The following is a 25,698-nucleotide window of genomic DNA, read 5'->3' as shown; positions in this document are numbered from 1 at the left end:
CTTACCTTTCGTTCCTGGGCCGTGACTCGTTCTCCGGCCGCGAGTCGTCCTTCGGCCGCGATGCGGGCGGCACGGTCACCCACAGGTCCTGCACCGCGTGGTCGGACAGCTTCTCCGGCGAGTCGAAGCGGTACTCGTCCGCCCTCACGCCATGGCCGGTGAACGCCCAGTCCGTGCGCCAGAAGGGCTTCCAGCCGCCCTCCTCCCAGCTCGTCGGGTAGAGGTCGTCGCTCGCGCCCACCGCGTCGGTGAGCCGCGAGCGGATCCCGTCGAGCTCCGACATGGCGGCCGTGGTGTTGAAGTCCCCCGCCACCACCACCGGGTTGGGGTTGTGGTCCACATCGTCCTGGAGGCCGGCGTACTGAGCCGCGCGCGGGCCGAAGCTGTCCCGCATGTGGGTGTAGAAGGCGCCCGAGAGCGGGCCGTCGGTCATGCTGTTCCAGACCGGCATGTGCAGGTTGTAGAACGACACCGTCCGCCCCCTGATCAGCAGATCGGTCCGCAGCACCTTGGCCTGCCGGTAGCGCGTGTTCCAGTCGGCGTCCGCCGCGACGTCCCGGGCCGGGCCGACCGCGGGCGTCGCGACCACGGGGAAGCGGGACACCGTGACCAGCTCGCCCTGGACGGTGACCTCGTACCCGGGGAACTCCGCGCGCAGCCGGGCCAGATCGTCGATGGGCAGGCGGCCCTTACGGTCCGGGGTCACGTGCTGGTACTCGTGCAGGAGGTACACATCCGCTTTCTTCGACTTCAGGAAGGCGTAGAAGTGGTCCTGGGTGCCCAGCAGTTGGTTCCACGAGTTGGTGTTCCAGGCGACCACCCGCACCGAGTCGGGTCCGGCCGTGTGGTCCGAGGACCACAGCGCGCCGAAGTTGATCCCCGACTGCCCGGCGCCGAGCACGAGCGCCACGGCCACCGCGGCCGCCGTACGCCACCGCCCGGCCCCGCGCGCCAGCGGGATCAGCGCGGCGAACAGCAGCGGAAGCACCACGAAGAGGAACGGCGGTACGGCACCGGCCAGTTCACCGATCCAGTACCGGCCGTCGACGCACCACTCCACCGCCAGGTACACCAGCCAGGCCGGCGCCGCCCAGCACACCAGGCGCCCCGCCCGGCGCCGGGCGCGCCGCACGGGCGGCCCGGCGGGGGCCGGCTCGGCGAGAGCCTCGGCGGGCGGGGTCCGCAGGTCAGACACCGGGGACACCGACCGCCGAGCCGAGCGCCGCGCTCTGGGAGGGGCGGGGCTGGGGATCGTAGAGCCGCCGGAAGCGGGACGAGAACAGCCACTGCGTCCCCGCGACCCCGATGGCCGCGAACACCGTCAGGTTCACCAGGAAGTTGACGGCCACGAAGTACCCGAGGAACAGGCGCCCCCGGTGTCTGCGGACCACCCGGTACATGTCGAGGTCGCCCAGGACGGACAGGACGAACAGGGCCGCCGGGAGCAGGAACCACACCGCGCCCCACAGCAGGGGCGCGGCCAGGGCGGCCACGGCGAGCGGCGCCGCGAGACTGGCCCCCGCGCGCGGCCCGGTCACGAAGCCGCCTTGCAGGGCGCGGCGGCTCAGGATCAGCGGCACCGCGAGCCGGGCGCGGCTGAACACCTTGTCCAGGACGATCCGTACGGTGTCGTCGTGGTCGTGCCGGCCGCGCACTTCGAGGGAGCTGAGGACCTTGTGGTGCTCCGAGATGCGGCGCCCGTAGTCCTGGTCCTCGGTGTGCCGCAGCAGCGGGTTGAACGGGCCGACCTCGTCGTAGACCGCACGCGGTATCGCCAGGATCGCGGTGTGCACGGTGTCGATGACGCCCTCGGACTTCAGCAGCAGGTAGTACTGCTGGAGCGAGCGGTACTCCTCGATCAGGCTGTCCCGGATCAGCGGCTCGGGCTCGTAAGTCCCGCACACCGCGCCGTACTTGACGCCGTCGACGCCCTCGGCGAGCAGGGCCACCGACCGCTCGATCGCGTCCGGGTGCATCGCCACGTCGGAGTCCAGGAAGACGAGGACCTCGCCCCGGGCCAGTTCGGCCCCGAGGTTGCGGGCCACCGCGACCCCGCTGTTGCGGCCGGTGCTCACCACCCGGGCGCCGAGGGCGGCGGCGGTCGCGGCGGAGTCGTCGGTGCTGCAGTCGTCGACGACGATGATCTCGGTGTGCGGGTACGTCTGGTTCTGCGCGGCCTCGACGCACAGGCCGATCGAGCGGCCGTAGTTGTAGTTGGGGATGATCACGGAGACCAGGGGCTTGTGGTCGCTGGACACGGTCTTCACTCCTCGGATCGCTTTAGAACAGCACCTTGGCCAGGGAGAGGGCTCCCTGCCGCCACGGCTCGACACTGGTGACGCCCTGCCCCTTGGCCGGGGCGCTCTTCGTCCGCCGCTGCTCGCGCCACCAGGCGTAGGTGCGCAGGATCGCGTCCTGGTTGGAGTGGCGCGGGCTGAAGCCGAGCTGCTCGCGGGCCCGCTCGGTGCTCACGTACGAGTCGTCGAGCAGCTTGTGCAGCAGGCGCCCGTAGACCGGCGAGAGGCGGGTGCGCTGGAGGGCGCTGAGCGCGGCGAGCGCGGGCTTCGCGGGCAGCGAGCGGACCCGCTTGCCGTGCCCGGCGGCGTCGAGCACGGCCTGGAAGTCCTCGCGCAGGGTGCCGAACCGGGTCGCGCCCAGGTTGAAGGTGCCGTCCGCACGCTCGGCCGGCGCCTCCATCGCGGTGACGACCGCGTCCACCAGGTCGTCCACGTCGAACATCTGGATGCGGACGTCGCCCTTGCCGAGCACGGGGAAGTGCCGCCCCTCCTCGGCCCATTCGAAGAGCATCGCGAACAGGCCCATGCGGCCGGGCCCGAGGAACGTCTTGGGCCGCAGGATCGGCAGGCACATCTCCTTGCCCCGGAACCGCTCGGCCACCTCCTCGGCCTCGGCCTTCGCGGCGCTGTAGGTGTCGACGGGCTCGCGCGGATACTCCTCCGGGGTGGGGACCACCTTGGGGAGCCCGTACACGGCCGTCGACGATATGTGCACGAAGCGCGGCACGCCGTTGGCCTCGGCCGCGCCGAGCACCGCCTCGGTGCCGCCGACTATCACCGAGCGGATCTGGTCGGCCGGGTAACTGGGCAGCGCGGCCGCGCAGTGCACCACCACGTCCGCCTCGGCCGTCGCACGCTTCATGGCGACGGCGTCCCGGACGTCCGAGACGGTGTGGGTGAGGCGTTCGTGTGTGGTGCCCGGCGCCCGCAGGTCCACACAGTGCACCTCGTGGCCGTCGGCGAGCAGCCGGCGTACGAGCGTCGAACCGAGCATTCCGGCACCGCCGGTCACAACCGTCCTGGCTACCACAGCGACGACACCTTCTCCTTGACGAAACGGGTGAGCAGACGCGGCAGGCCCTGCGCGAGGGTGGCGTCGAGGGATTCGAGGAAGTACTCGACCTCGTGGTCCTCGGTGATCAGCGAGGGGGCCGCCATCAGCGGGTTGTCGCCGTTCAGCGTGTAGTAGGCGTAGACGCCGTGGTCGCGGTAGAGGGCGTTCACCACCGAGGAGGTGATCAGCTTGGTGCGGAAGCGCGGGTCCTTGGTCATCGCGCCCGGCACCAGCTTGGTCGCCAGCTCCAGGATCTTGGGGCCCTTGTGCAGGAACACCCCGTGCAGCGCGCCCGCGCCGCGCACCTCGGACACCACGTCCGGGTGCTCCTTGGCGATCCGTTCCAGGCCGGGGCCGAGGATGCGCTCGATGGCGCGGGCCCGGGCCGGATAGTCGTCCTCCACGGCGATGTTGACCGCCTCGATGGCGGTGATCGCCTCCTCGCCGAACCCGTAGTAGGTGGTGCTGGTCGACTGGAGCAGGGCGTCGGTGAGGTTGTCGTACGCCTTGCGGAAGACCGGCTCCCTGGCGATGAACGCCGAGATGGAGGACTTGCCGCCGCCGAACGACTTGGAGGTGGTGAGGATGTCGGGGACCAGGCCCTCGTACCGCATGAAGTAGAAGAGGCTGCCGGTCTTGCCCCAGCCGGTGTAGATCTCGTCGAAGAGCAGCACGATGTCCTCGCGGGTGCACAGCTCCCGCAGTCCGCGCAGGAACTCCTCCGAGCAGGCGTTCATGGTGGAGGCGCTGAGCGGCTCGATCAGGATGCAGTAGACGTCCGAATCGCCCTTCGCCGTACGGGACTTGGCGACCTCGCGCTCGACGGCCGCCAGGTCCCCGTACGGGAAGACGCCGACGCCGGGAATGCCGGGGAACTGGAAGGTCGCCTGGTTCTGCCCGGTCAGACTGCCCGAGCCGAGCAGCTTGCCGTGGAAGCTGATGTCGGCCCGCAGCACCCGCGAGCGGCGTCCGCCGTGGTACTTGTACGCCAGCTTGACCGCGCCCTCGACCGCCTCCGCACCGGAGTTGGGGAAGAACGACATGTTCAGGTCGCCGGGCAGCAGCTCGGCCAGGTTGTGGCCGAGGGCGGCGATGTAGGGCGAGAAGTAGGTCTTGTGGACCTCCATCCGCCGCTCGTCCTGGAAGCGGCGGCGGGCCGCGAGGATGCGGGGGTGGTTGTGGCCGTGGTTGAGCACCCCGACCCCGCCGGTGAAGTCCAGGATGCGGCGGCCGTCGCGCTGGTGGAGGTAGGCGCCCTCGGCGCGCTCGACGAGTTCCTGGCCGAAGCCGAAGGACGTCATGAGCGAGACCTGGCTGCGGTTGACGTGGTCCTTGTACAGACCGTGGACCTGCTTGGTGGTCAGCGACTCGCAGTCGTCGACGGAGTACAGCTGTGGCATGGGATCGATCCCTCTTCGTGAGGCTTCGTGGAGACGTACGGTCAGGAGGCCGGGGCCGGGACGAGCCGGCCGGAGGTCCTGGTGAGGAGCAGCGCGGCCCCGCCGACCAGGACTTCGCTCAGGGTGCAGACGACCCGGCTCGCGACGGCCGCCGCGGCGGCGGCCTGCCAGGGCAGCACCGCGGACAGCGCGAGCATCAGGACGGCCTCGCGGGCGCCCCAGCCGTCCGGCAGGACGACCACCAGGCTGGCGGCGGCGGTGGCGAGCGCGAACCCGCCCACGCACACCGGCAGCGCCTTGGCGGCGGGCGCCCCGAGCATCACGGCGAGCGCCCACAGGTGGAGGCCGGACACCGCCCAGGACGCGGCCGCCGAGGCCATCGCCCGGCGCATCCCGGCATCGCTCGCGGTGGCGGTCGGGGCGGGGCGCCGGGCGAGCCTGGCGCCCAGCGCGGCAAGGGAGTTGATGAGGCCGGGCCGGGCGGCGCAGGCGACGGTGACCGCGACCGGGAGCAGCAGCCACCAGGCGTCGCCGCCCAGCGTCCAGGGCGCCGCGATCGGGCCGATGGTGAGTCCGGTGAGGACGGCGGCCATCAGGTTGAGCAGGAACACGGCGACCACCACCGGGCCCGGCACGCCCACCGCGCGGCCCATCCTGACCTGGGCGAGCACTCCCCACACCGCGCCGGGCAGGTACTTGCTGAGGAACGACGTGAAGAAGATCCGGGTGGCGACCGCGCCGGGCACCCTGGGGCCCAGGTCGCCGAGCAGGGTGCGCCAGGTGGCCATGGACAGGAGTACGGCGCCCGCGTTGGCGGCGAGCGCGCCCAGCAGGTAGGGCACGGCTCCGGGGCGTACGACCAGATCGGCCAGGTCGCCGATCCGGTCGTGCAGGGCGAAGCCGATGCCGGTGGCGACGGCGAGCGGGAACAGGACGGGCACGGCCCGGCGCAGCGGGCCCCGAGGGGCGGCCGGGGCGAGTTCGGCGGCCGTCATGACGCCGTGTGGACGAACAGCGCGGAGCCGCCGACCAGGCAGGACCACAGCAGCGCGTTGGACACCGTCACGCGGTCCCGGAACAGGGCCCGGGACGGGTTGCCGCCCCCGGAGTCGACCACGAGCAGCTGGAGGTAGCGGGCGAGCCCGAACAGGGCGAACGGCGCGGTGAGCATCGCGACGGCGGTGCCGTGGGCGCCGAACAGGGCGCTGCCCTGCACCTGGAGGACATAGCTGATGGCGGTCAACACGGCCGCGAACACGAGGAGTTGGTCGAGGAATCCGACCGTGTAGCCGCGCAGCGCGGGCCGGTGCAGGACACCGCCCACGGTCATCTCGTGGCGCCGCTTGCCGAGGATCAGCATCAGGCACAGCGAGAACACGCACAGCACCAGCCAGTCCGGCACGGGCGAGGACGCGGCGAGCGCGCCCTGCACGAGTCTGAGGACGAAGCCGAGCGCGACGATGAAGACGTCGAGCAGCGGGACGTGCTTGAGGCCTCTGCTGTAGGCCACGTTGAGGCCGAGGTAGGCGACGACCGGCCACCAGGCGGCGACCGGGGTGACGCCGAGCAGCGCGCAGCCGGTCACGGCCGCGCCGAGCAGCACGACGAGGACCGCGGCGAAGGCGATGGCGGTGCCCACCCCGACCCGGCCCGCGGCGATGGGGCGGTTGCGCTTCTGCGGGTGGCTGCGGTCCCGGTCGCGGTCGCTGATGTCGTTGACCAGGTAGACGAGCGCGGAGGCCAGGGTGAAGGCGACGACGGCCGCGGCCGCGCCGCCGAGCAGCTGACCGCCGGGGCGCTGGGCGCCGAGCAGTCCGAACGGCACCACCACCAGGTTCTTGGACCACTGGCCGGGCCGGACGAGGGAGAGGAGGTCACGGAGGAGGCTGGGGGGCCGGGCCTGCTGGGTGCGGGCCGGCTGCTGGGCGAGCGTGGGGCCGAGAGTGGCCATGGACAGGCTCCAGTTGCTGACGGGCGGTGGCGGGGGACACCGGGTGGGGAGGCGAACGTGACGCGTGGGGCGGTGGGTCACCTCCGGCCGGTGGCGGGGACCGGGGCGCGGCGGCGGACGGTGGGCCCGAAGTCCGGTTCGGTGAGCCAGCGCACGACACCGCGTGCCGCGCCGAGCACCAGCGCGAGGTGCAGCACGAAGTGCACGCCGGTGAACCACAGGAGGAACCCGGGCCCCTTGGTGCGCAGGACGAAGCGGCTGAGCCCCGGGTCGGCGCAGGCGAAGACCAGGACGCACAGGGCGGGCACGAGCAGCAGCCACGGCGACAGGAGGCCGAGCAGCAGCGCGGGCGGGGCGAGGGCCGCGGCGAGCACGCCGAGCGGCCGGTTCGCGCTGAGCCCGCCCGCCCGCATCTGGCCGACCGCCGCGATCAGGAGCTGGGAGCGCCGGTACTGCTCGCGCAGCATGGGCAGCAGCCGGTCGACGTCGTCGTGGCGCCCGGTGACGGTCTCCGACATGCGGATGCGGTACTTCTGCACGAGCCGGCCGCTGTACTCGACGTCCTCGGAGTCGCGGAGGTTCTCGTCGAAGGGGCCGATCTCCTCGAAGACGCGCTTCCAGATCGCGCCGAGCGCGAAGAACGCGGTACGCACCTCACCGGCGCCGCGCCGGCGCCAGAAGTGGGCGTGCAGGGCGTGGTAGCGCTCGACGGGCCCGTCGTCGAAGAGCGGTTCGGGGTCGAGCACGCCGTGGACACAGCCGAGCCCGGGGTCGTCCAGGAGCTGGTCGACGGCGTTCGCCAGGGCGTCCGGGGCGAGCGCGGTGTCGGAGTCGAGGAAGAACAGGATCTCGCCGCGGGCCGCCGCGGCGCCGAGGTTGCGGGCTGCGGACACGCCCCCGTTGCGCGGACTCGCGATGAGGACGCAGGGGAATTCCCGCGCGATGTCCCGTGAACGGTCGGTGCTCGCGTCGTCGACGACAATGACGTCGAGCGGCGTGCGGGTCTGGGCGAACACCGATTCCAGACAGGCCCGCAGGGTCTTCTCGTAATTGAAGTTGGGGATGATGACGGACACGCTCGGGCGGGCCCTGGGCATGGCGATTCCATTTCGGGAGCACTGGAGTTGAGGAGTACCGGGGTACGGGGATTCTGAAGGGCCGGTGAATTCGGCGGTGTCAGAGGAGCCGGAAGTCCGTGATGCGGAAGCGGGCGAGCTCCGGCGACGCGGCGAGCAGTCGTACGCAGATGTCCAGGGCGCGGCTCACGGCCTCGCTCTCGTCCGGACTCTGGAGGTAGAGGGCCAGCCGGATCGACTGCCCGAGGACCAGCGCGCGGGCCGGCCCCTCATGGCCTCGGGGTTCGTCGATGCGCCGGAGCGTCTCGATCACCTGTGACTTCGTCGGGGGTTCCGCGTCGTCCCCGGGAGCGGCGGTCATCGAAATGCCGACGAGATAGATGGGTCAGCCCCAGGAGAATCCGTCGCCGGAGCCACCGGACGGAACGGTGGTGGTGGCCGAGTCGGCGATCTGGTGGGCCGGTGCGGCGGTGTTTCCCTGTGCGGTCAGTACGAATGCGATCGAGGCGGCGACCGGAAGGAGAAGAGCCGCGATCGAACGGAACCTGGCACGCATGAGAGCCACCTTTTCGTCAGGAGTCTTTTGTGAGGAGCGGGATTTCCTTTGGCGAGTTCAAGACTGGCCGACGGCGGCCCGGGTGTCATCGGACAACGGGTGGCCACAACCGCGCGGCAGGACGGTGCCACCCCCGTCCACGCCGCCCGGCGCCGCCGCCCCCGGGCCCAGCAGGGGTTCTGTGCGCGCGGGCACCTTGCTGCCAGGCACAACGTGCCTGAGTCCGGCTGGAGTTGGAGCTGAGGGTTCCGGAACGCGAAACGGCCACGCCCCGAGGGGCGTGGCCGTTTTCCTGCGGTGCCGGGCGGACCGGCTCAGTCGGTCGGGCGCTTGAGGCGGGCGACGAACTTGTACCGGTCGCCCCGGTAGACCGAGCGCACCCACTCCACCGGCTCGCCCTGGCCGTCGAGCGAGTGCCGCGACAGCATCAGCATCGGCAGGCCCACGTCGGTGCCGAGCAGGCCGGCCTCGCGCGGGGTGGCGAGCGAGGTCTCGATGGTCTCCTCGGCCTCCGCCAGGTGCACCCCGTACACCTCGGCGAGCGCGGTGTAGAGGGAGGTGTACTTCACCAGGGAGCGGCGGAGAGCCGGGAAGCGCTTGGCGGACAGGTGCGTGGTCTCGATCGCCATCGGCTCGCCGCTGGCGAGGCGCAGCCGCTCGATGCGCAGCACCCGGCCGCCGGCGCCGATGTCGAGCAGCCCGGCGAGGGTGTCGTCGGCGGTGACGTACCCGATGTCCAGGAGCTGGGAGGTGGGCTCCAGGCCCTGGGCCCGCATGTCCTCGGTGTACGAGGAGAGTTGCAGCGGCTGGGAGACCTTGGGCTTGGCGACGAAGGTGCCCTTGCCCTGGATGCGTTCGAGGCGGCCCTCGACGACCAGTTCCTGCAGGGCCTGGCGCACGGTGGTGCGGGAGGTGTCGAACTCCGCGGCGAGCGTCCGCTCGGGCGGCACCGGGGTGCCGGGCGGAAGTGTTTCCGTCATCTCCAGCAAGTGGCGCTTGAGGCGGTAGTACTTGGGCACGCGAGCGGTCCGGGCGCCGGCGCCCGCCTCCGTCTCGCTCCCGCCCGCGTCGGCGGCCATGGTCTGCCTTCCCGAGTGCTGCGCTGCTGCCGTCACCGGCTCCTCCGTCTGTCGCGGCTCACATGGTGGCACGGACCGGTCACGGGTCGTCGCCCTCCGTCAGGGTGTCGGTCCGGGAACGCGATCGACAAGCCCTTCTTATACACCGCCGCGCGGCGGACGTGCGGGGAAGTGTGCAAGTTGGTCTAAACCATTAAAGCCCAGCCGGCTCTTCGGGGCAGCCCGCGGTGGTGCCGAACGGGCGCGTGGGGACGGAGTTGAGGGGTGTCCGGGGCGGTGAGGTGTCGGTCCGATAACGGACGGTCTCAGCGTTCTTATCGACTCTTGACACCCCAATAGGTCTAGGCCAAGCTCCCGGTACTGGTCTAAACCATTAAAGACCAGATCCCAGCCCCACGGGCAGTACTCGTCGTATGTGGCATCGCGGTGGGCGGGGGGTTTCAGTCATCCCTGAGGAGAGTGGCGTGAAGCGCAAGCTCATCGCGGCGATCGGCGTCGCCGGCATCATGATCGGTGCCGCGGCATGCGGCGGCAGTGACAAGAAGGACGGCGCCGCGGGGGGCGACGCCAAGGAGCTGACGGTCTGGCTCACGGTCGACGCCCAGAAGAACTGGCCCGAGCTGGTGAAGGCGGCGGACGACGCGATCGTCGCCAAGCACCCGGGCCTGAAGATCAACCACGAGTACTACGGCTGGCCGGACAAGAACGCCAAGCTCGACGCCGTCCTCGCCACCGACAAGGCGCCGGACGTCGTGGAGATGGGCAACTCCGAGGTGCTGCCCTACGCGGTCAAGGGCGCGTTCGCCGAGGTCGACCCGTCGAAGTTCGACAACTCCGCCGCCTGGCTCGACGCGCTCAAGCAGTCGGTCACGTACAACGGCAAGACCTACGGCGTCCCCTACTACGCGGGTGGCCGCACGGCGACCTGGCGCAAGGACATCGCCGCGGACGCGGGCATCACCGCGACGCCGAAGACGTACGCCGAGCTGACCGCCGACCTGGACAAGATCCAGGCCAAGCAGGGCGACAAGTTCAGCGCCTGGTACCAGCCCACCCGTGACTGGTACGCGGCCATGTCCTTCGTGTACGACGCCGGCGGCTCCATCGCCAAGCAGGACGGCGACAAGTTCAAGGCCAACCTGTCCTCGCCGGAGTCCATCAAGGGCCTCACCGAGTTCAAGAACGTCATCGACAAGTACATGAAGGGCGACAAGACCAAGGACGAGGCGGACCGCCCGATCGTCTACGGCCAGGGCAAGTCGGCCCTCGTGTTCAGCCCGGCATGGGAGGGCGCCAACGCCGCCCTGCCGGAGAACGACAAGGTCGGCAAGCTCGCCGACAAGATCGAGAGCTTCGTCCTGCCGGCCCCGTCCGGCAAGGCCATGCCGGTCTTCCTCGGCGGTTCGGACCTCGTGGTCCCGGTCAAGTCCAAGGCGCAGGCGCTCGCCGCCGAGTGGATCAACGCGTTCACCGGCACGCAGGGCCAGAAGGGCCTGGTCGCCAAGGGCAACCTGCCCAACAACAAGACGGACCTCGCACCGCTGAAGTCGGACCCGAAGACGGCCGTCCCGGCCATCGCGGCCGAGTCCAGCTGGTTCGTCCCGATGGCGCCGGGCTGGGGCCAGGTCGAGAAGGCCAAGACCCTCCAGGACATGCTCCAGGCCATCGGCACCGGTAAGAAGACGGTCGAGGCCGCCGCGAAGGACGCGGACGCCGCGATCGACAAGGTCATCAACACCAAGTGACCTTTGGGCAGGGCCCCGTCACGGTGACGGGGCCCTGCCTGGCCAGTTCCAGAGAGGGATCACCAGGAGCGCGCGATGAGTGCCGCAGAGACAACCACCGCCAAGGTGCCGCCGGCGCGGCGCGACCCACTACCGGGTGCTGGATCCGGTCATCCCGGCAAGCCGGGGAAGAAGCGTGGCACGGGCGGGGGAGCGGCGGTGCCCTGGGCACTGCTCGCGCCCTGTCTGATCGTCCTCGCGATCGTCCTCGGCTATCCGCTGGTACGGCTCGTCACCCTGTCCTTCGAGAAGTTCGGGCAGCCGCAGCTGTGGGGCTTCCAGGCCGCCGAGTCGGTCGGCCTCGACAACTTCACCAACGTCCTCGGCGACGGCGAGTTCTGGCGCGTCGTCGTGCGCACCATCGTCTTCGCCGCCACCGCGGTCATCCTGACCATGGTCATCGGCATGCTCATAGCCCTGCTGCTCCAGCGGGTCTCGGGCTGGGTCAAGACCCTCATCAACATTGCCCTGGTGGCGAGTTGGGGCATGCCCATCGTCGTGGCGATCACCATCTTCAAGTGGATGTTCGACAGCGACTACGGCGTGCTGAACTGGCTGCTCAGCCAGCTGCCCGGGGTCGACGTCACCGGACACAACTGGTTCATCAGCAGCACCCAGGGCCTCGCCGTGATCATGCTGCTCGTGGTCTGGGGCGCGGTGCCGTTCGTGGTCATCACCCTCAGCGCCGGTCTCACCCAGGTCCCCAAGGAACTGGAAGAGGCCGCGCGGCTCGACGGGGCCGGCTCCTGGGGCGTGTTCCGGCACGTGACCCTGCCGATCCTCAAGCCCATCATCGTGATGCTCGCGACGCTCTCGGTGATCTGGGACATGGGCGTCTTCCCGCAGGTCTTCGTGATGCGCGGCGGCCACCCCGAGCCGGAGTACCAGCTCCTCACCACGTACTCGTACGACAAGGCCTTCGTCGTCAACGACTACTCGCAGGGCTCCGCGATCGCCCTGCTCACCGTGCTCCTGCTGCTCGGTGTGATCGCGGTGTACATGCGCCAGATGCTCAAGATCGGGGACGTCGAGTGAGCATCGCGAACCGACAAGACGGAGTAACGATGGCTGCCTCGACCGCCACGGCGCCCGCCGCCCTGCGCGCCAAGCCCGCCCGCAAGAAGACCAAGCTCGGCTGGAACCTGCTCGGCCTGCTCGTCTTCGTCACCGCCGGCTTCCCGGTCTACTGGATGCTGAACACCGCGTTCAAGCCGGCCAAGGACGCGATCGACCCCGATCCGCACCTGTTCCCCACCCACTTCACGCTCGACAACTTCAAGCGGGCGCTCCAGATCGGCGACTTCTGGGGATCGATCGGCCGGTCCCTGATCGTCTCGGTCGTCGTGGTCCTCATCGGCATCGCGGTCGGCCTGCTCGCGGCGCTGGCGATCTCCCGGTTCGCCTTCCGCGGCCGCAAGATCGTCATCATCGGCATCCTCGCGGTCCAGATGGTCCCGCTGGTCGCCATGATCATCCCGGTCTTCCTGCTGCTCAACGACCTCGGTCAGTACGACAAGCTCTCGGGCCTGATCATCACGTACCTGACCTTCATCCTCCCCTTCACGGTGTGGACGCTGCGCGGTTTCATCGTCAACGTCCCCAAGGAGCTGGAGGAGGCGGCCATGGTCGACGGGTGCACCCGCACCGGCGCCTTCATCCGCGTGGTCTTCCCGCTGCTCGCCCCCGGCATGGTGGCCACCTCGGTCTACGGTTTCATCCAGGCCTGGAACGAGTACCTCTACGCCCTCATGCTGATGAGCCAGAACCACCAGACGGCCACCGTGTGGCTGTCCAACTTCACCACCCAGCACGGCACCGAGTACGCCCCGATGATGGCCGGATCGACCATGATGGCGGTCCCCATCGTGATTCTCTTCCTCCTCGTCCAGCGCAAGATGGCCGCGGGTCTGACGGCCGGCGCAGTGAAGGGATAACCCCGCCCCATGACGACTATGACCACGGGTTCCGACACTCTGACCCGCGACGCCCTCGCCGTGCTCCAGCCCGGGTTCGTCGGCACCACCGCCCCGGACTGGCTGCTGCGCCGCATCGACGAAGGCCTGGCCTCCGTCGGCCTGTTCGGCCGCAACATCGTCTCGGCCCCCCAAGTCGCCGCGCTGACCGCCCAGTTGAGGGCCGAGCGGGACGACCTCCTGGTGGCCATCGACGAGGAGGGCGGCGACGTCACCCGCATAGAGGTGCGCACCGGCTCGTCCTTCCCCGGCAACCTGGCGCTCGGCGCGGTCGACGACCTGGAGCTGACCCGTGAGGTCGCCCGCGAACTGGGCCGCCGGCTCGCCGAGTGCGGCGTCAACCTGAACTGGGCGCCGTCCGCGGACGTGAACTCCAACCCGGACAACCCGATCATCGGCGTACGGGCCTTCGGGGCCGACACCGAGCTGGTGGCCCGGCACACCGCCGCCTACATCGAGGGCCTCCAGGCGTCCGGAGTGGCCGCCTGCACCAAGCACTTCCCCGGCCACGGCGACACCAACGTCGACTCGCACCACGCGATGCCCCGCATCGACGTCGACCTCGACACGCTGCACGCTCGTGAGCTGGTGCCTTTCCGTGCCGCGATCGCCGCGGGTTCCAAGTCGGTCATGAGTGCGCATATCCTTCTTCCCGCGCTCGACCCCGCCCGTCCCGCCACGCTCAGCCCGCGCATCCTCACCGGACTGCTGCGCGAGGAGCTCGGCTTCGACGGGCTGATCGTCTCGGACGCGGTGGAGATGCAGGCCATCGCGGGGACGGTCGGCATCGAGCGAGGCTCCGTCCTCGCGATCGCGGCGGGCGCCGACGCCCTGTGCGTCGGCGGCGGCCTGGCCGACGAGGGCACCGTACTGCGACTGCGCGACGCGCTGGTCGCGGCGGTACGGGACGGCGAGCTGGCCGAGGAACGCCTGGCCGACGCCGCCGCACGGGTCCGTGCGCTCGCCGCGTGGGCCCAGCGGGCCAGGGGGGACGTGACGGCGCCGGGCGCGGCGGTGCAGGAGGGGACCGCGCCCGGCACCGGCATCGGCAGCGACATCGGCCTGGTGGCCGCGCGCCGGGCCGCCCGGATCACCGCGTCGCCGTCGTGGCGTCCGCTGGAACAGGCCCCGTACGTGGCCACGTTCACGCCCGTCATGAACATCGCGGTGAGCAGCGAGACCCCCTGGAGCATCGGCGCCGAACTCGACGGGCTGCTGCCCGGCACCCGGAGCGGCACCTACGGCACGGACGCCGCCGCGGCCGAGGTGCTCGCGGACGCGGGGGAGCGCCGCATCGTCGCGGTGGTGCGCGACGAGCACCGCCACCCGTGGATGGCGGCGGCCCTGGACGCGCTGCTCGCGGCGCGCCCGGACACGGTCGTGGTCGAGATGGGCGTGCCGCGGGCGACCCCGCGCGGCGCGCTGCACATCGCCACGCACGGCGCGGCGCGGGTGTGCGGCAGGGCGGCGGCGGAGGCCATCGCGGGAGTCTGAGGCACCCCCTCGATCACGTGGCGGGGTGTCGGCCGGCGGGCCGTCACCCCGCCACGTTTGCATGTGCGGGTATAGCCAAGGCGACGTGGAGAAGCTGTACGAAGGGGCCGAATTCCGATGTCCGGGAGGGCCGACTTGCGCCGGGCCCCGGAAGCGGGAACTCCGTTTGGCTCTCGCGGAGGCTTTCAACTCGGCCGTGGAGAGCTCTACTTGACAGTACGTATCCCCCGCGTGTCCGGTGCGTGAACCCGCCCCATTTGCGTCGCGCGGCCCGTCAACTTGGGGCTTGACACCGGAAGTTGGTCTAGTCCACCTTGGAGGTACGCAAGATCGGTGCAGGTGTCCTCGGCTCACGGGCGGCACCGGGTACGAGGAGGTGGCAACCCCGGCTCAGTCTTCGTGGAGACGTACGCACTCCACCGGTTGACCGGCCGGCGCGACGAGGCGCCGATCCCGCCAACTCCCTTGCTTCCGCGCCTATTTGCCCTCGCAATGCCAGCCGAGAACCGGTCGGCGCAGCACCGAGCCGAGGGCGCCCGCATCGCCCGGCACCCCGCTCATCCCCGGCCCCGGACGGCCGCGAGGCGCGTGCCGGAGCGAGCACCCCGCCTGCCGAACCCATCCGCCGCAGCGCTTCGCCGCCGACCGTGACCTCACCCGGCCCGCGCGATCCGCTCCGGCGGCCGCCCCCTTCCCGCCCCCGCCCTCGGCACGCCCGCGCCCGGGCCGCCTCCCTGTGCCGGCCGGGGGACCCGCTCAGCCACCGACCATCCCGACCCTGGAGCGATCGCATGCCGGCCCCCGACCGATATCTCTACCGAGCCGCCTCGGACGTCCCCTACTTCAGCTCGGACGGCGGCGAGACCTACCTCGCCCGCACCCCGCTGCGGGACATCGAGAAGTCGCGTCCGCTGCGCGTCCTGTCCGAGGAGGACTTCGCGTTCTGGCAGACGTACGGCTACGTCGTCGTGAAGGAGGCGATCCCGGCGGACGCCGCCCGGCGCCTGCTCGACTTCACCTGGGACTTCCAGGGCCTGGACCCCGAACGGCCCGAGACCTGGTACTCCGATGACCGCGAGTTCGCCACCGAGCTCGAACAGCACCTGCACGTCTACGGCTTCGTCGAGGCCTACCACCACCAGCTCCTGTGGGACAGCCGCCAGGCGCAGCGGGTCTACGACGCGTTCGCCGACGTCTGGGACTGCGAGGAGCTCTGGGTCACCCTCGACCGGCTCAACCTGAACCCGCCCAACATCAAGGACCGCGACCGCGCGCTGATCGAGCCCACCGACAAGGGCTTCGACATCGAGCTGCACTGGGACGTCGACACCACCCTCGGCGTGCTGCCGCAGCGCGTGCAGGGGATCATCGCGCTCAACGACACCCAGGACGACCACGGCGGCTTCCAGTGTTCGCCCGAGCTGTTCCGCCGCTTCGAGGAGTGGAAGACCGCTCAGCCCGCCGACCGGGACCCCATCAGGCCCAACGCCGACCGCTCCGAGTTCCCCGTCATCCGGCCCCAGCTCAAGGCCGGTGACCTGCTGATCTGGAACGGCCTGCTCGCGCACGGCGTGGCCCGGAACACCTCTGACAACGGTGTCCGCGCGGTCCAGTACCTCTCGATGATGCCCGCCCTGGAGTCGGACCAGGAGGTGCGCAAGTCCCGCGTCGAATCCTGGCGCAGCCTCAGCACCCCGGACTGGAACAAGACGCTGGTCGGCGACGCCCGGCGGCACGAGTCCCTCAGGTATCCCACCGCCACCCTGAACGACCTCGGCGCGAAACTGCTCGGCCTCGAATCCTGGAGCGGACAGGACGCGGCCGGGCAGGACACCGAGCGGCCGACCGGAGATCAGTCATGCGCAAAATCTGCCTGACCCTGCCCACCAACCGGCCCTGCGCCGCCACGATCACGGCGCTCGGCGCAGAGGCCGCGTACGCCGTCCAGCACTTCGACGTCGAGGTGCATCTGCTGATCCTGGACTCCTGCGCGGAGTCCATACGTGCCGAACACGCCTTGGCGATGAGCCAGTTGGAGCCCAACGAGCGCATCTTCGTGCACCACCTCGACGAGGCGCGGCAGCGGGACTTCCTTCAGCGCGTCATCGAGCGCGCCGGGGTCACCAAGCCCGAGCTGATGCTCGACCTGATGCTGCCGGCCGACGTGTCGTACGGGGCCTGCACCAACCGGGCCTTCCTGATCGCGAGCGCGCTCGGCTGCGCGTCCGTGCACCGCCGGGACTCCGACAGCGACTACCAGGTCCTGGACGGCGAACCCGTCTACCCCGTTCACCACGAGCTCCTCTCGCTCGGCAAGCGCGCGGTGGACGCGGTGCCCGACGTCACCCGCACCCGGCTCGACCCGGCCGACGTCTACAAGCCCGTCTCCCTGGTGGGCAGTTCCTTCGTGGGCGAGCTGTCGGTGGACATCGGCGAGATACGCGACCTGGACCCGGCGGTCTACTACGAGGTCGTCGGCCTGTGGGCCGAGGCCGGGGCCACCTCCGACGAGCGGCGCGAGCTGGTCGACGAGTCGTTCGTCGGGGCCGGCACCGACCCGTTCACCCACGACGAGTCCACGCTCGGCGCCCCCGACATCTGGCGCATCGACATGTGCAACATAGGCCTCGACCACGAGGTCTACGAACGCGTGCCGCTGCCGCCCGCGACCAGCACCATCGGCAGCGACTACTTCCTGCTGCACCTGGTCCGCGACGCGACGCTGCCCGGCGTGGTGCACAACCGGAACATCGTGAACTACTACACCCCGGAGCGCCGCACGGGATCCGGGTTCACCGCCTACCAGCTGCGGTTCACCAAGTTCCTCCTGTCGATGCTCTACCTCTACCCCGTCTACACGGCGATGGAGGAGGCGCGCGGAGCGCTGCTCGACGAGAACCACCACGTACGCGCGGCCGCCATCGCCGAGCTCGCCGGGCGCAGCGCGGGCGCGGACCGGGCCGAGAACGTCCGCAGGCTCGACGTCCTCGACCGCTGTTATCGCCAACTGGGCGGCAAATACGCGGAGTTCGCCGACCACATCGCGCCGCTGCGCGAGCGGCTGCTCGACGAGGCGCAGGCCGACATCGAGGACTTCGCGCTGCTCATCGAGGAATGGGGCGCGCTGGTGACGGCCAGCAGATCCGAGAGCCCGGCCCGGGGTGTCGACGATGCCTGAGAGCGCGGCCCTGCGAGCGGCCCTGGCCGCCGCCACCGACGACCGGATCTTCTTCGACCTCGGCGGGATCGAGGCCCAGTACGCGGCGCTGCTGCGCGAACTCCCCGGCATCGCGGTCCGCTTCGCCATGAAGGCGTGCCCGGTGGACGAGGTGCTCGACGCCCTGGCCCGACAGGGCGCGGGCTTCGACGCGGCCAGCCCCCGCGAGATCGAGCAGGCCCTGGGGACGGGCGTGCCGGCCGGCCGGATCCACTACGGCAACACGATCAAGTCGGACGAGAACATCGCCGACGCCTACCGGATGGGCATCCGCGACTTCGCGACCGACAGCGTCGAAGACGTCGCGGCCATCGCCCAACACGCCCCGGGATCACGGGTGTTCTGCCGTCTCGCCACCAGCGGCGAGGGGGCTCTGTGGGGCCTCAGCCAGAAGTTCGGCTGCTCGGCCGACGACGCCGTACGCGTCCTGGAAGCCGCGCGCGACGCGGGCCTGACCCCCTCGGGGCTCTCCGTGCACGTCGGCTCGCAGCAGATGACCTCGGAGGCCTGGCAGGGCGCGCTCGACGAGCTCGCGGACCTGGTGGGCGTCCTCAACGGGCGCGGCATCCTGCTCGATCACATCAACCTCGGCGGCGGCCTGCCCGCCCTCGGCTGCCTCGACAAGCGGGGCCGGCCGCTGGAGCCGCCGCTGGACAAGATGTTCGCCGTGCTCCGCGAGGGCATGCAGCGCCTGCGCGAGGAGTCGGCCTCGCCGCTGACGTTCCTCATGGAGCCCGGCCGCCACCTGGTCGCCGACCACGGCGCGATCCGCGCCCGCGTCTCCCGCCTCTCCACCCGCCGCCAGCGCGACGGCGAGCGGCAGAACTGGCTGTACCTGAGCTGCGGCAAGTTCAACGGCCTGTACGAGATGGACGAGTTGCAGTACCGCCTGGAGTTCCCGGGCCACGCCGAGGACCGCCACGTCCCGGCCGTGATCGCGGGTCCGACCTGCGACAGCGACGACTCCTACGACCACGAGTCCGGGTTCGTCCGGGTCCCCGCCCGGGCGGCCTCCGGCGATCCGGTCTGGATCCACTCCTGCGGCGCGTACGCCGTCGGCTACACCACCCAGGGCTTCAACGGCTTCGACCCGCTGCCGTACACCTGCGTCGGAGGTGCGGAGCGGACGCCTGCGTCGGACACCCGGCTCCGGCCGGACACGGACGTGCTCATCCGGCCGCTGGCCGAGCACGACTGGGACGCCATCGTGGCCCTGGAGGCGGGCGCCTACACCGACGACGGCCTGTCGGAGGGCCGCGAGGCCCTCAAGTCCCGCTATTTCGAGGGGACTTGCTTCGTCATCGAAGAGGCGGGCCGAGTCGGCGGCTATCTGCTCGCCCTGCCCTACCCGCCCTTCGCCAGCCCGGACCTGAGCCGCGCCGAGGAGTCGGGCCACCCCTCCCGCAACCTCCACGCGCACGACCTGGTCGTCGCCGAGGACCTGCGCGGCCGGGGCCTCGGGCCCCGGCTGCTCACCCATCTCCTGGACACCGCCAGGGAGTTGGGCTACGAGCGCATCTCCCTGGTGGCCGTCAGGGGCGCCCATGTCCTCTGGGCGCGACTGGGCTACCACGCCCACCCCGAGGTCGAACTGCCGGAGAGCTACGGCACGAACGCGATGTACATGTCCATGGAAGTAGGCTGAAATTCGCATGTATCGCCTTCGCGATGAATACCGGCGGTCACAGGTGGCGATCGCGGCGCTGTTCTGCTGCCTCGGATTCCAGTACGCCACCTGGGTCTCGCGGATTCCCGCGCTGAAGACGAGGCTCGACCTGTCCGAGGCGGAGCTCGGCCTGCTCCTCATGGTCTGCGGGGCGGGGGCCGCCATCTCGTTCCCACTGGTGGCGGTCCTCACCCGGCGGCTCGGCTCGCGCCGGCTCGCGATCCTGTCCGCCCTCGGGCTCGGCGTGGTCCTGCTCGCTCTGTCGGTCACGCCGAACTATCCGGTCACCCTGCTCATCGTCTGCTGCGACGGGATCGCGGTCGGGTGTCTGAACGTCGCGATGAACGCGCAGGCGGCCGCGCTGGAGGTGAAGTACCAGCGGACCACGATGGCCAGGATGCACGCGACGTTCAGCGCGGGTTCGCTGTTCGCCGCGCTGCTCGCTTCGGGCGTGACCTCCCTGTCCTCGGCCCTGCCGGCCCACTTCGTCACGGCCACGGCGCTGCTCGCGGTGCTGGTCCTGGGGGCGAGCGGGGGGTTGCTGACGGAGGATCAAAGTGCCTCCTCTGTCGATGAGTTGGCGGACGCGGCGCCAAAGCGGAAGGGGTTGACCCTGCCGACCCGGGTGACGATCTGGATGGGTCTCGCGATGGCGTTCGGCACGGTGACCGAGGGCGCCATGAACGACTGGTCGGCGCTCTACCTGAAGGACACGGCGGGCGCGGCGGCGGAACTGGCGCCGCTGGGCATCGCCGTGGTGTCCGTGATGATGGTGCTCGCCCGCCTCTTCGCCGACGGCTGGCGCACCAAGTGGGGCGACGACCGGATCGTGCGGGTCGGCAGCGTGCTGGCCGGCACGGGCCTGGCGCTGGCCCTGCTGGCCGGCGGGGTGGTCCCGGCGCTGCTCGGCTTCGCCTGCGTCGGGCTCGGCATCGCGGCGGTGACGCCGTGCGTGTACGTGGCGGCGGCCCGCCAGGGCTCGGACGCGCTGGCCCTGGTCGCGGCGATGGGCACGACGGGTCTGCTGGCGGGGCCCGCGGTGATCGGCTTCATCGCGAACGGCACGAGTTTGGCGTGGGGGATGGGGGCGGTGGCCGTCTCGGCCCTGGTCGTCGCGGTGTGCAGCACCCGGATCCGCTTCCCGGTACTGACCGACGCGTAGCGGCTCCGCCGGTCTGCGGTCCCGGGCACGCCCGGCCCGGCGGGCGTACCCGGGGCACGCCCACTCCCGCCCCGCCGACCGGGCCTCGGTGGGCCTGCCAGGCCCCCGGCCCCCTGGGAACGGCCCGGCAGCGGCCCGTCGCGGGCTGGTCGCGCAGTTCCCCGCGCCCCTGGGGGGTGGGTCGGGTTTGAGGTTTGGCTGCGGCCTGTCGTGGGCTGGTCGCGCCGTTCCCCGCGCCCCTGGGGGTCGTTCTGCTGTGGTTTGGCTGCGGCCTGTCGTGGGCTGGTCGCGCCCCTTGGAGGTGGGCCGGGTTTGTGGTTTGGCCGCGGCCCGTCCTGGGCTGGTGGCGCAGTTGCCCGCGTCCCCTGGGGGGCGTCACTTCGTGGGCCGGTCGGGCAGTTCCTCGCACCTCTTCGAGGGGCTCGCCGCAAACCCCTAGGGGCGCGGGGAACTGCGCGACCAGCCCCCTGCGGCCCGCAGTCGACATCGGACTCCGCGCGTAGCGCGTGCGGTTTCAGGGGCGCGGGGAACTGCGCAGACGGCTACCCGCCGGCCGGCACGCGGGCCCGCGCCCGGGGGCTAGAGGCCCTGCCACACCGGCTTGTTCGCGAAGGTGTGCCGGAAGTACGGGGCAAGCTTCAGCTTCGACGCCGCCGCCTCGTCCACGACGACCGTCGCGTGCTGGTGCAGCTGGAGCGCCGACGCGGGCACCACTGCGGCGATGGGCCCCTCGACGGTCTGCGCGACCGCCTCGGCCTTGCCCTCGCCGGTGGCGAGCAGCACCAGGTGCCGGGCCTCCAGGATCGTGCCGATGCCCTGGGTGATCACGTGGTGCGGCACCTGGTCGATGTCGTCGTCGAAGAAGCGCGCGTTGTCGACCCGGGTCTGCTCGGTCAGCGTCTTGATCCGGGTGCGCGAGGCGATCGAGGAGCAGGGCTCGTTGAAGCCGATGTGCCCGTCGGTGCCGATGCCCAGGATCTGGAGGTCGACGCCGCCGGCCGAGGCCAGCGCCAGGTCGTACGCCTCGCACGCGGCCTGGACGTCCTCGGCCGAACCGTCCGGCCCGATGAAGGAGTCCGCACCGAGCCCGAGCGGCTCGACGACCTGGCGGATGACGGTGGCGCGGTAGGACTCGGGGTGCCCGGCGGGCAGCCCGACGTATTCGTCGAGCTGGCACACACGGGCCCGCGAGACATCCACGTCACCGGCGGTGACCTTCGCGGTCAGGGCGTCGTAGATCGGAATCGGGGTGGAGCCGGTGGCCACGCCGAGCAGCGCGTCGGGCTTGCGGCGCCACAGGGCGGCGATCGACTCCGCGATGAGCTCGCCGCCTGCCTTGGCGTCCGGGACGATGACAACTTCCACGTGGGCCTGCCGATCTGGAGACGTGAAACTACAACGGGCGTGGTATAGACCAATCTAGCAGAGTGGTGGCCCCGAGGCGCAGGCTCGCGCCCGCTCCCATCGTCGACCGCCCGGGTTGCCGGAACGCATACGAAGACGGCCATTCGGAGGCATGGAACATGTCCCCGCCGCGTCCCCGCCGCGGTGCCGGAACCCGGGCGAGCGGGTCCTAGGCGAGCGAGCCTCCGGTCGCGTCCAGCCACTGGCCGGTGATCCAGCGCCCGTCGTCCGAGGCGAGGAACGCCACGACGTCCGCGATGTCGGACCCCTCGCCGACCCGGCCGAACACCGAGTACGCGGCCGCCTGCGCCCGGGCCTCTTCGTCGGCGCGCAGCCAGTGCGCGTTGATGTCCGTGTCGATGATGCCGGGCGCGACCGCGTTGACCGTGATTCCCCGTGCCCCGACGACCTTGGACAGATAGCGGGTGAGCACGTCGAGCGAGCCCTTGGTCATGGCGTAGGTGATCTGGTCCGGCATCATCGCGGCCCGGGAGAGCCCGCTGGAGATGTTGACGATCCGCCCGTTGTCGCGCAGCCGGGCCAGACCGAGCTGGGCCACGAAGAACGGCGCCTTGGCGTTGACGCCGAAGATGCGGTCGTACGCCTCCTCGGTGACCTCGCCGAACGGCAGGGGCTGCCCGATCCCGGCGTTGTTCACCAGGATGTCGACCCCGTCGGCCTGCCGGTCGAAGGCCTCCCACAGGGCGGCCGCGTCGCCCGGTACCCCCAGTTCCTGGCCGACCGCGAAGGCCGAGCCGCCCGCCGCCTCGATGGCCCCGACCGTCTCCTTGGCGGCCGCCTCGTTCGTTCCGTAGTGCACGGCCACCCGCGCCCCGTCCCGGCCGAGCCGCTCGGCGATGGCTCGCCCTATGCCCCTGCTGCCGCCCGTGACCAGTGCCGTCTTTCCGTCGAGCGAGCCCATGGCCGCGCCCCTTCCACCCCGAAGATTTCTGTAGCGGTCGCTACGGAAAGAAACGTAGCACATTCTTTAGTGGGCGCTACAGAAACGCGATAGGATCCGGACATGGCGACGAAACAGCGCGGGCGCCCCCGCTCCTTCGACCGGGACAAGGCCCTGGAGCAGGCCACGATGGAGTTCTGGCGGCACGGCTACGAGGTGACGTCCGTCGCCGATCTGACCCGGGCCATGGGCATCGGCGCGCCCAGCCTCTACGCCGCCTTCGGCGACAAGCGGGCCCTGTTCGAGGAGGTCCTGAGCGCCTACGGAGCGACCCACGGCGCCTTCGCGACCCGGGCCCTCACCGAGGAGCCGACCGCGCGCCGGGCCGTCGCCCGCCTGCTGCGCGAGGCCGCCGCCGAGTTCACCGACCCCGCCCACCCCTACGGCTGCCTGGTCATCAGCGCGGCGGCCAACTGCACCACCGAGGCCGTCAGCGACGGCCTGCGCGAGCAGCGGAACGCGAATCTGGCCGCGATCGAGAGCCGGATCGCCGCGGACATCGCCGCCGGGCACCTGCCCGAAGGCACCGATGCCCGCGCGCTCGCCCGCTTCAGCGGGGCCGTCTTCCAGGGCATGTCCCAGCAGGCGCGCGACGGGGCCGGCCGTGCCGAGCTCGAAGCCGTCGCCGAGGCCGCCATGCTGGCCTGGCCCGTGGAGCGGACCGGGCGGCGCTGAGGGTTGCGGGAGCCCGGCGGGCGCGGAATATTGCGGGGTGCAGATGGATGGACATGGCAGAATGGTCTAGTCCACAATGAACACACCGAGCTTCCGCCCACCCCGCACAGGCGGGCGGGACCGAGGCCCCGGCGCTCTCTGCCCTGACCGCGCCGTGACCTCTCTTGAAGGCCGGAGGGACCGCACACCCGCCGGCCGGCAACCGGGCTGCGGTGCCCGGACGGGCTGAGGGTCCCGTCCTGGCGCCGCGGCCCGCAGTCATTTTTTGCCCTTGTACGCAGGTACGCTCACAGCGTGCCCTCCATGAACGACCTCGTACGCCAGCACACCGCTCTGAGTGAGTCCGACCTCGAGTGGCTCCATCTGCTGGTCTCGGAGTGGCAGCTGCTCTCCGACCTCTCCTTCGCCGACCTGGTCCTGTGGGTGCCCACCCTGGACGGCACGCGCTATGTGTCGGTCGCGCAGATGCGGCCCAACACCGGCCCCACCTCCTACCAGGACGACATGGTCGGCCACCTGGTGCCGCGCGGCCGGCGGCCGCTGCTCGACGCCGCGCTCGACGAGGGCCGCATCGTGCGCGAGGGCGACCCGGAGTGGCGCGAGGAGGTCCCGGTCCGCGTCGAGTCGATCCCGGTCCGCCGGGAAGGGCGCGTCCTCGGCGTCATCGCCCGCAACACCAACCTGCTCACGGTCCGTACGCCCTCGCGCCTGGAGCTGACCTACCTCCAGTCCGCGTCCGACCTCGCGCAGATGATCGCCGCCGGGTCCTTCCCGTTCCCCGGTCAGCAGGTCGACATGGACGCCTCGCCGCGCGCCGGTGACGGTCTGCTCAGGCTGGACGCGGACGGCATCGTCCAGTACGCCTCGCCCAACGCGCTCTCCGCCTACCACCGGCTCGGTCTCGCCTCCGACCTCGTCGGCCAGCACCTCGGCCAGCTGACCTCCGACCTCGCGCCGGCCCGTGGCCCGGTCGACGAGGCCATCGTCAAACTCGCCAGCGGATACGCGCCGAGGGAGGCCGAGGTCGAGGGCAACGACGGGGTGATCCAGCTGCGCGCCATCCCGCTGAAGCCCAAGGGAACGCGCATCGGCTCGCTCGTACTGCTTCGCGATGTGACCGAACTGCGCCGCCGCGAGCGGGAGTTGATCACCAAGGACGCCACCATCCGGGAGATCCACCACCGGGTGAAGAACAACCTCCAGACGGTCGCCGCCCTGCTCCGCCTCCAGGCCCGCCGGATGGACTCCGACCAGGGCCGCGAGGCCCTCAACGAGGCGGTGCGGCGCGTCGGTTCGATCGCCATCGTGCACGAGACGCTCTCCCAGAACCTGGACGAGCGCGTCGAGTTCGACGAGATCGCCGACCGGGTCCTCGCCATGGTGGCCGAGATCTCGCCCGGCAAGGTCAACTGCCGCCGCACCGGCCGCTTCGGCATACTCGACGCCGAGGTCGCCACCCCGCTGGCCATGGTCCTGACCGAGGTCTTGCAGAACGCCCTTGAGCACGCGTTCGCGCCGGGGGAGCAGGGTTCGGTGGAGGTGTCGGCGCTGCGCGGCGGCACCCGCGAGGAGTCCCGGCTGCTGATCACCGTGCGGGACGACGGCCGGGGACTGCCCGAGGGATTCGACGCCCAGCGCACCGGCAACCTGGGTCTGCAGATCGTACGGACGCTGGTGGAAGGCGAGTTGGGCGGAGGCTTCGACATGGTCCCGGCGCCCGACCGCGGCACGAAGGTCGTGCTCGACATCCCGGTGGGCCCCGAGAAGTAGCGGTTACCCCGCACCCGGGGGCGTACACGCCGACGGCGTGCGGACAGCAGCGAGCCCCGAACCATGAGACACGGTTCGGGGCTCGAATGCTGTGTGGGTTACTGCTGCGCGCTGCGGCTCGGGGGGCGGTGAGTGCGTACGCTCTGTACGCGCCGCGCGTTGCTAAGGCGGGAAGTGGG

General features: G+C 71.0%; 22 protein-coding genes and 1 pseudogene. 11 read left to right on the top strand and 12 right to left on the bottom strand.

Features of this window, described 5'->3' with window-relative positions:
- Position 1: 1 nt before the first annotated feature.
- The 10 genes from ACFYZA_RS29290 to ACFYZA_RS29245 form a co-directional block, all read right to left on the bottom strand.
- Entirely contained in the window at positions 2-1,195 is a 1,194-nt protein-coding gene (locus tag ACFYZA_RS29290) for an endonuclease/exonuclease/phosphatase family protein (RefSeq protein ID WP_388493615.1), read from the bottom strand.
- Complete coding sequence (locus ACFYZA_RS29285; protein ID WP_388493613.1) at positions 1,188-2,258, bottom strand: glycosyltransferase family 2 protein; 1,071 nt, start codon at positions 2,256-2,258, stop codon at positions 1,188-1,190. Before ACFYZA_RS29285 ends, ACFYZA_RS29290 begins: the two co-directional genes overlap by 8 nt.
- A gap of 22 nt (positions 2,259-2,280) precedes the next feature.
- Positions 2,281-3,327 carry an NAD-dependent epimerase/dehydratase family protein gene (locus ACFYZA_RS29280; protein ID WP_382598701.1) on the bottom strand — a complete coding sequence of 349 codons (1,047 nt, stop codon included), beginning with the start codon at positions 3,325-3,327 and terminating at the stop codon, positions 2,281-2,283.
- A complete protein-coding gene (locus ACFYZA_RS29275; RefSeq protein WP_382598703.1) occupies positions 3,321-4,751 on the bottom strand; it encodes an aspartate aminotransferase family protein in 1,431 nt (476 codons plus the stop codon). The genes ACFYZA_RS29280 and ACFYZA_RS29275 overlap by 7 nt, the downstream gene beginning before the upstream one ends.
- A gap of 41 nt (positions 4,752-4,792) precedes the next feature.
- Complete coding sequence (locus ACFYZA_RS29270; protein ID WP_388493611.1) at positions 4,793-5,746, bottom strand: lysylphosphatidylglycerol synthase domain-containing protein; 954 nt, start codon at positions 5,744-5,746, stop codon at positions 4,793-4,795.
- A complete protein-coding gene (locus ACFYZA_RS29265) occupies positions 5,743-6,702 on the bottom strand; it encodes a UbiA prenyltransferase family protein (protein ID WP_388493609.1) in 960 nt (319 codons plus the stop codon). The genes ACFYZA_RS29270 and ACFYZA_RS29265 overlap by 4 nt, the downstream gene beginning before the upstream one ends.
- A gap of 77 nt (positions 6,703-6,779) precedes the next feature.
- Entirely contained in the window at positions 6,780-7,799 is a 1,020-nt protein-coding gene (locus ACFYZA_RS29260; protein WP_382598709.1) for a glycosyltransferase family 2 protein, read from the bottom strand.
- A 79-nt stretch (positions 7,800-7,878) separates the two neighbouring features.
- Complete coding sequence (locus ACFYZA_RS29255; RefSeq protein ID WP_382598711.1) at positions 7,879-8,091, bottom strand: hypothetical protein; 213 nt, start codon at positions 8,089-8,091, stop codon at positions 7,879-7,881.
- Between the two features lie 72 nt (positions 8,092-8,163).
- A complete protein-coding gene (locus ACFYZA_RS29250; protein WP_382598713.1) occupies positions 8,164-8,334 on the bottom strand; it encodes a hypothetical protein in 171 nt (56 codons plus the stop codon).
- Positions 8,335-8,648: 314 nt separating this feature from the next.
- Positions 8,649-9,413, bottom strand: a complete 765-nt coding sequence (locus ACFYZA_RS29245; protein ID WP_161255071.1) for a GntR family transcriptional regulator — start codon at positions 9,411-9,413, stop codon at positions 8,649-8,651.
- A 464-nt stretch (positions 9,414-9,877) separates the two neighbouring features.
- Here ACFYZA_RS29245 and ACFYZA_RS29240 point away from each other — a divergent pair, with 464 nt between their 5' ends.
- The 9 genes and pseudogenes from ACFYZA_RS29240 to ACFYZA_RS29200 all read left to right on the top strand — a co-directional run bounded on the left by ACFYZA_RS29240 (position 9,878) and on the right by ACFYZA_RS29200 (position 20,709).
- The gene (locus tag ACFYZA_RS29240; protein ID WP_382598715.1) at positions 9,878-11,158 is read left to right on the top strand and encodes an extracellular solute-binding protein; all 1,281 of its coding nucleotides are present in this window, start codon (positions 9,878-9,880) and stop codon (positions 11,156-11,158) included.
- A 75-nt stretch (positions 11,159-11,233) separates the two neighbouring features.
- Positions 11,234-12,232 (top strand): carbohydrate ABC transporter permease, encoded by a 999-nt coding sequence (locus ACFYZA_RS29235; RefSeq protein ID WP_382598717.1) that lies wholly within the window; start codon positions 11,234-11,236, stop codon positions 12,230-12,232.
- 29 nt (positions 12,233-12,261) lie between these two features.
- A complete protein-coding gene (locus ACFYZA_RS29230; protein WP_382598719.1) occupies positions 12,262-13,131 on the top strand; it encodes a carbohydrate ABC transporter permease in 870 nt (289 codons plus the stop codon).
- 9 nt (positions 13,132-13,140) lie between these two features.
- Positions 13,141-14,664 carry a glycoside hydrolase family 3 protein gene (locus ACFYZA_RS29225; RefSeq protein ID WP_382598721.1) on the top strand — a complete coding sequence of 508 codons (1,524 nt, stop codon included), beginning with the start codon at positions 13,141-13,143 and terminating at the stop codon, positions 14,662-14,664.
- A 791-nt stretch (positions 14,665-15,455) separates the two neighbouring features.
- Positions 15,456-16,541, top strand: a complete 1,086-nt coding sequence (locus ACFYZA_RS29220; protein ID WP_388493606.1) for a phytanoyl-CoA dioxygenase family protein — start codon at positions 15,456-15,458, stop codon at positions 16,539-16,541.
- Positions 16,523-17,842 carry a DUF6271 family protein gene (locus tag ACFYZA_RS29215; protein ID WP_388493605.1) on the top strand — a complete coding sequence of 440 codons (1,320 nt, stop codon included), beginning with the start codon at positions 16,523-16,525 and terminating at the stop codon, positions 17,840-17,842. Before ACFYZA_RS29220 ends, ACFYZA_RS29215 begins: the two co-directional genes overlap by 19 nt.
- Positions 17,835-19,016: pseudogene (locus ACFYZA_RS29210) on the top strand (type III PLP-dependent enzyme); the annotation flags it as partial. The gene ACFYZA_RS29215 and the pseudogene ACFYZA_RS29210, both read left to right, overlap by 8 nt.
- Positions 19,017-19,046: 30 nt before the next feature.
- Positions 19,047-19,526, top strand: coding sequence for a GNAT family N-acetyltransferase (locus tag ACFYZA_RS29205; protein ID WP_388493783.1), 480 nt, complete (start codon positions 19,047-19,049; stop codon positions 19,524-19,526).
- A 7-nt stretch (positions 19,527-19,533) separates the two neighbouring features.
- The gene (locus ACFYZA_RS29200) at positions 19,534-20,709 is read left to right on the top strand and encodes an MFS transporter (protein WP_388493603.1); all 1,176 of its coding nucleotides are present in this window, start codon (positions 19,534-19,536) and stop codon (positions 20,707-20,709) included.
- A 579-nt stretch (positions 20,710-21,288) separates the two neighbouring features.
- Here the strand turns inward: ACFYZA_RS29200 and nagB are convergent.
- Both nagB and ACFYZA_RS29190 read right to left on the bottom strand, forming a co-directional pair.
- Positions 21,289-22,074, bottom strand: a complete 786-nt coding sequence (nagB, locus tag ACFYZA_RS29195; protein ID WP_382594138.1) for a glucosamine-6-phosphate deaminase — start codon at positions 22,072-22,074, stop codon at positions 21,289-21,291.
- A 208-nt stretch (positions 22,075-22,282) separates the two neighbouring features.
- Entirely contained in the window at positions 22,283-23,035 is a 753-nt protein-coding gene (locus ACFYZA_RS29190; RefSeq protein WP_388493601.1) for an SDR family oxidoreductase, read from the bottom strand.
- Positions 23,036-23,137: 102 nt separating this feature from the next.
- Between ACFYZA_RS29190 and ACFYZA_RS29185 the strand changes: the two genes are divergently transcribed.
- Together ACFYZA_RS29185 and ACFYZA_RS29180 are read left to right on the top strand one after the other, a co-directional pair.
- On the top strand, positions 23,138-23,749 hold the full coding sequence (locus tag ACFYZA_RS29185; RefSeq protein ID WP_388493599.1) for a TetR/AcrR family transcriptional regulator: 612 nt from the start codon (positions 23,138-23,140) through the stop codon (positions 23,747-23,749).
- A 303-nt stretch (positions 23,750-24,052) separates the two neighbouring features.
- Positions 24,053-25,519, top strand: a complete 1,467-nt coding sequence (locus tag ACFYZA_RS29180; RefSeq protein WP_382594337.1) for a sensor histidine kinase — start codon at positions 24,053-24,055, stop codon at positions 25,517-25,519.
- Positions 25,520-25,698: the final 179 nt, after the last annotated feature.

The organism is Streptomyces sp. NPDC001828 (assembly GCF_042892175.1).
GTDB lineage: Bacteria > Actinomycetota > Actinomycetes > Streptomycetales > Streptomycetaceae > Streptomyces.
The sequence above is the reverse complement of the archived record's forward strand: the minus strand, read 5'-3'. Positions and strand labels throughout refer to the sequence as shown.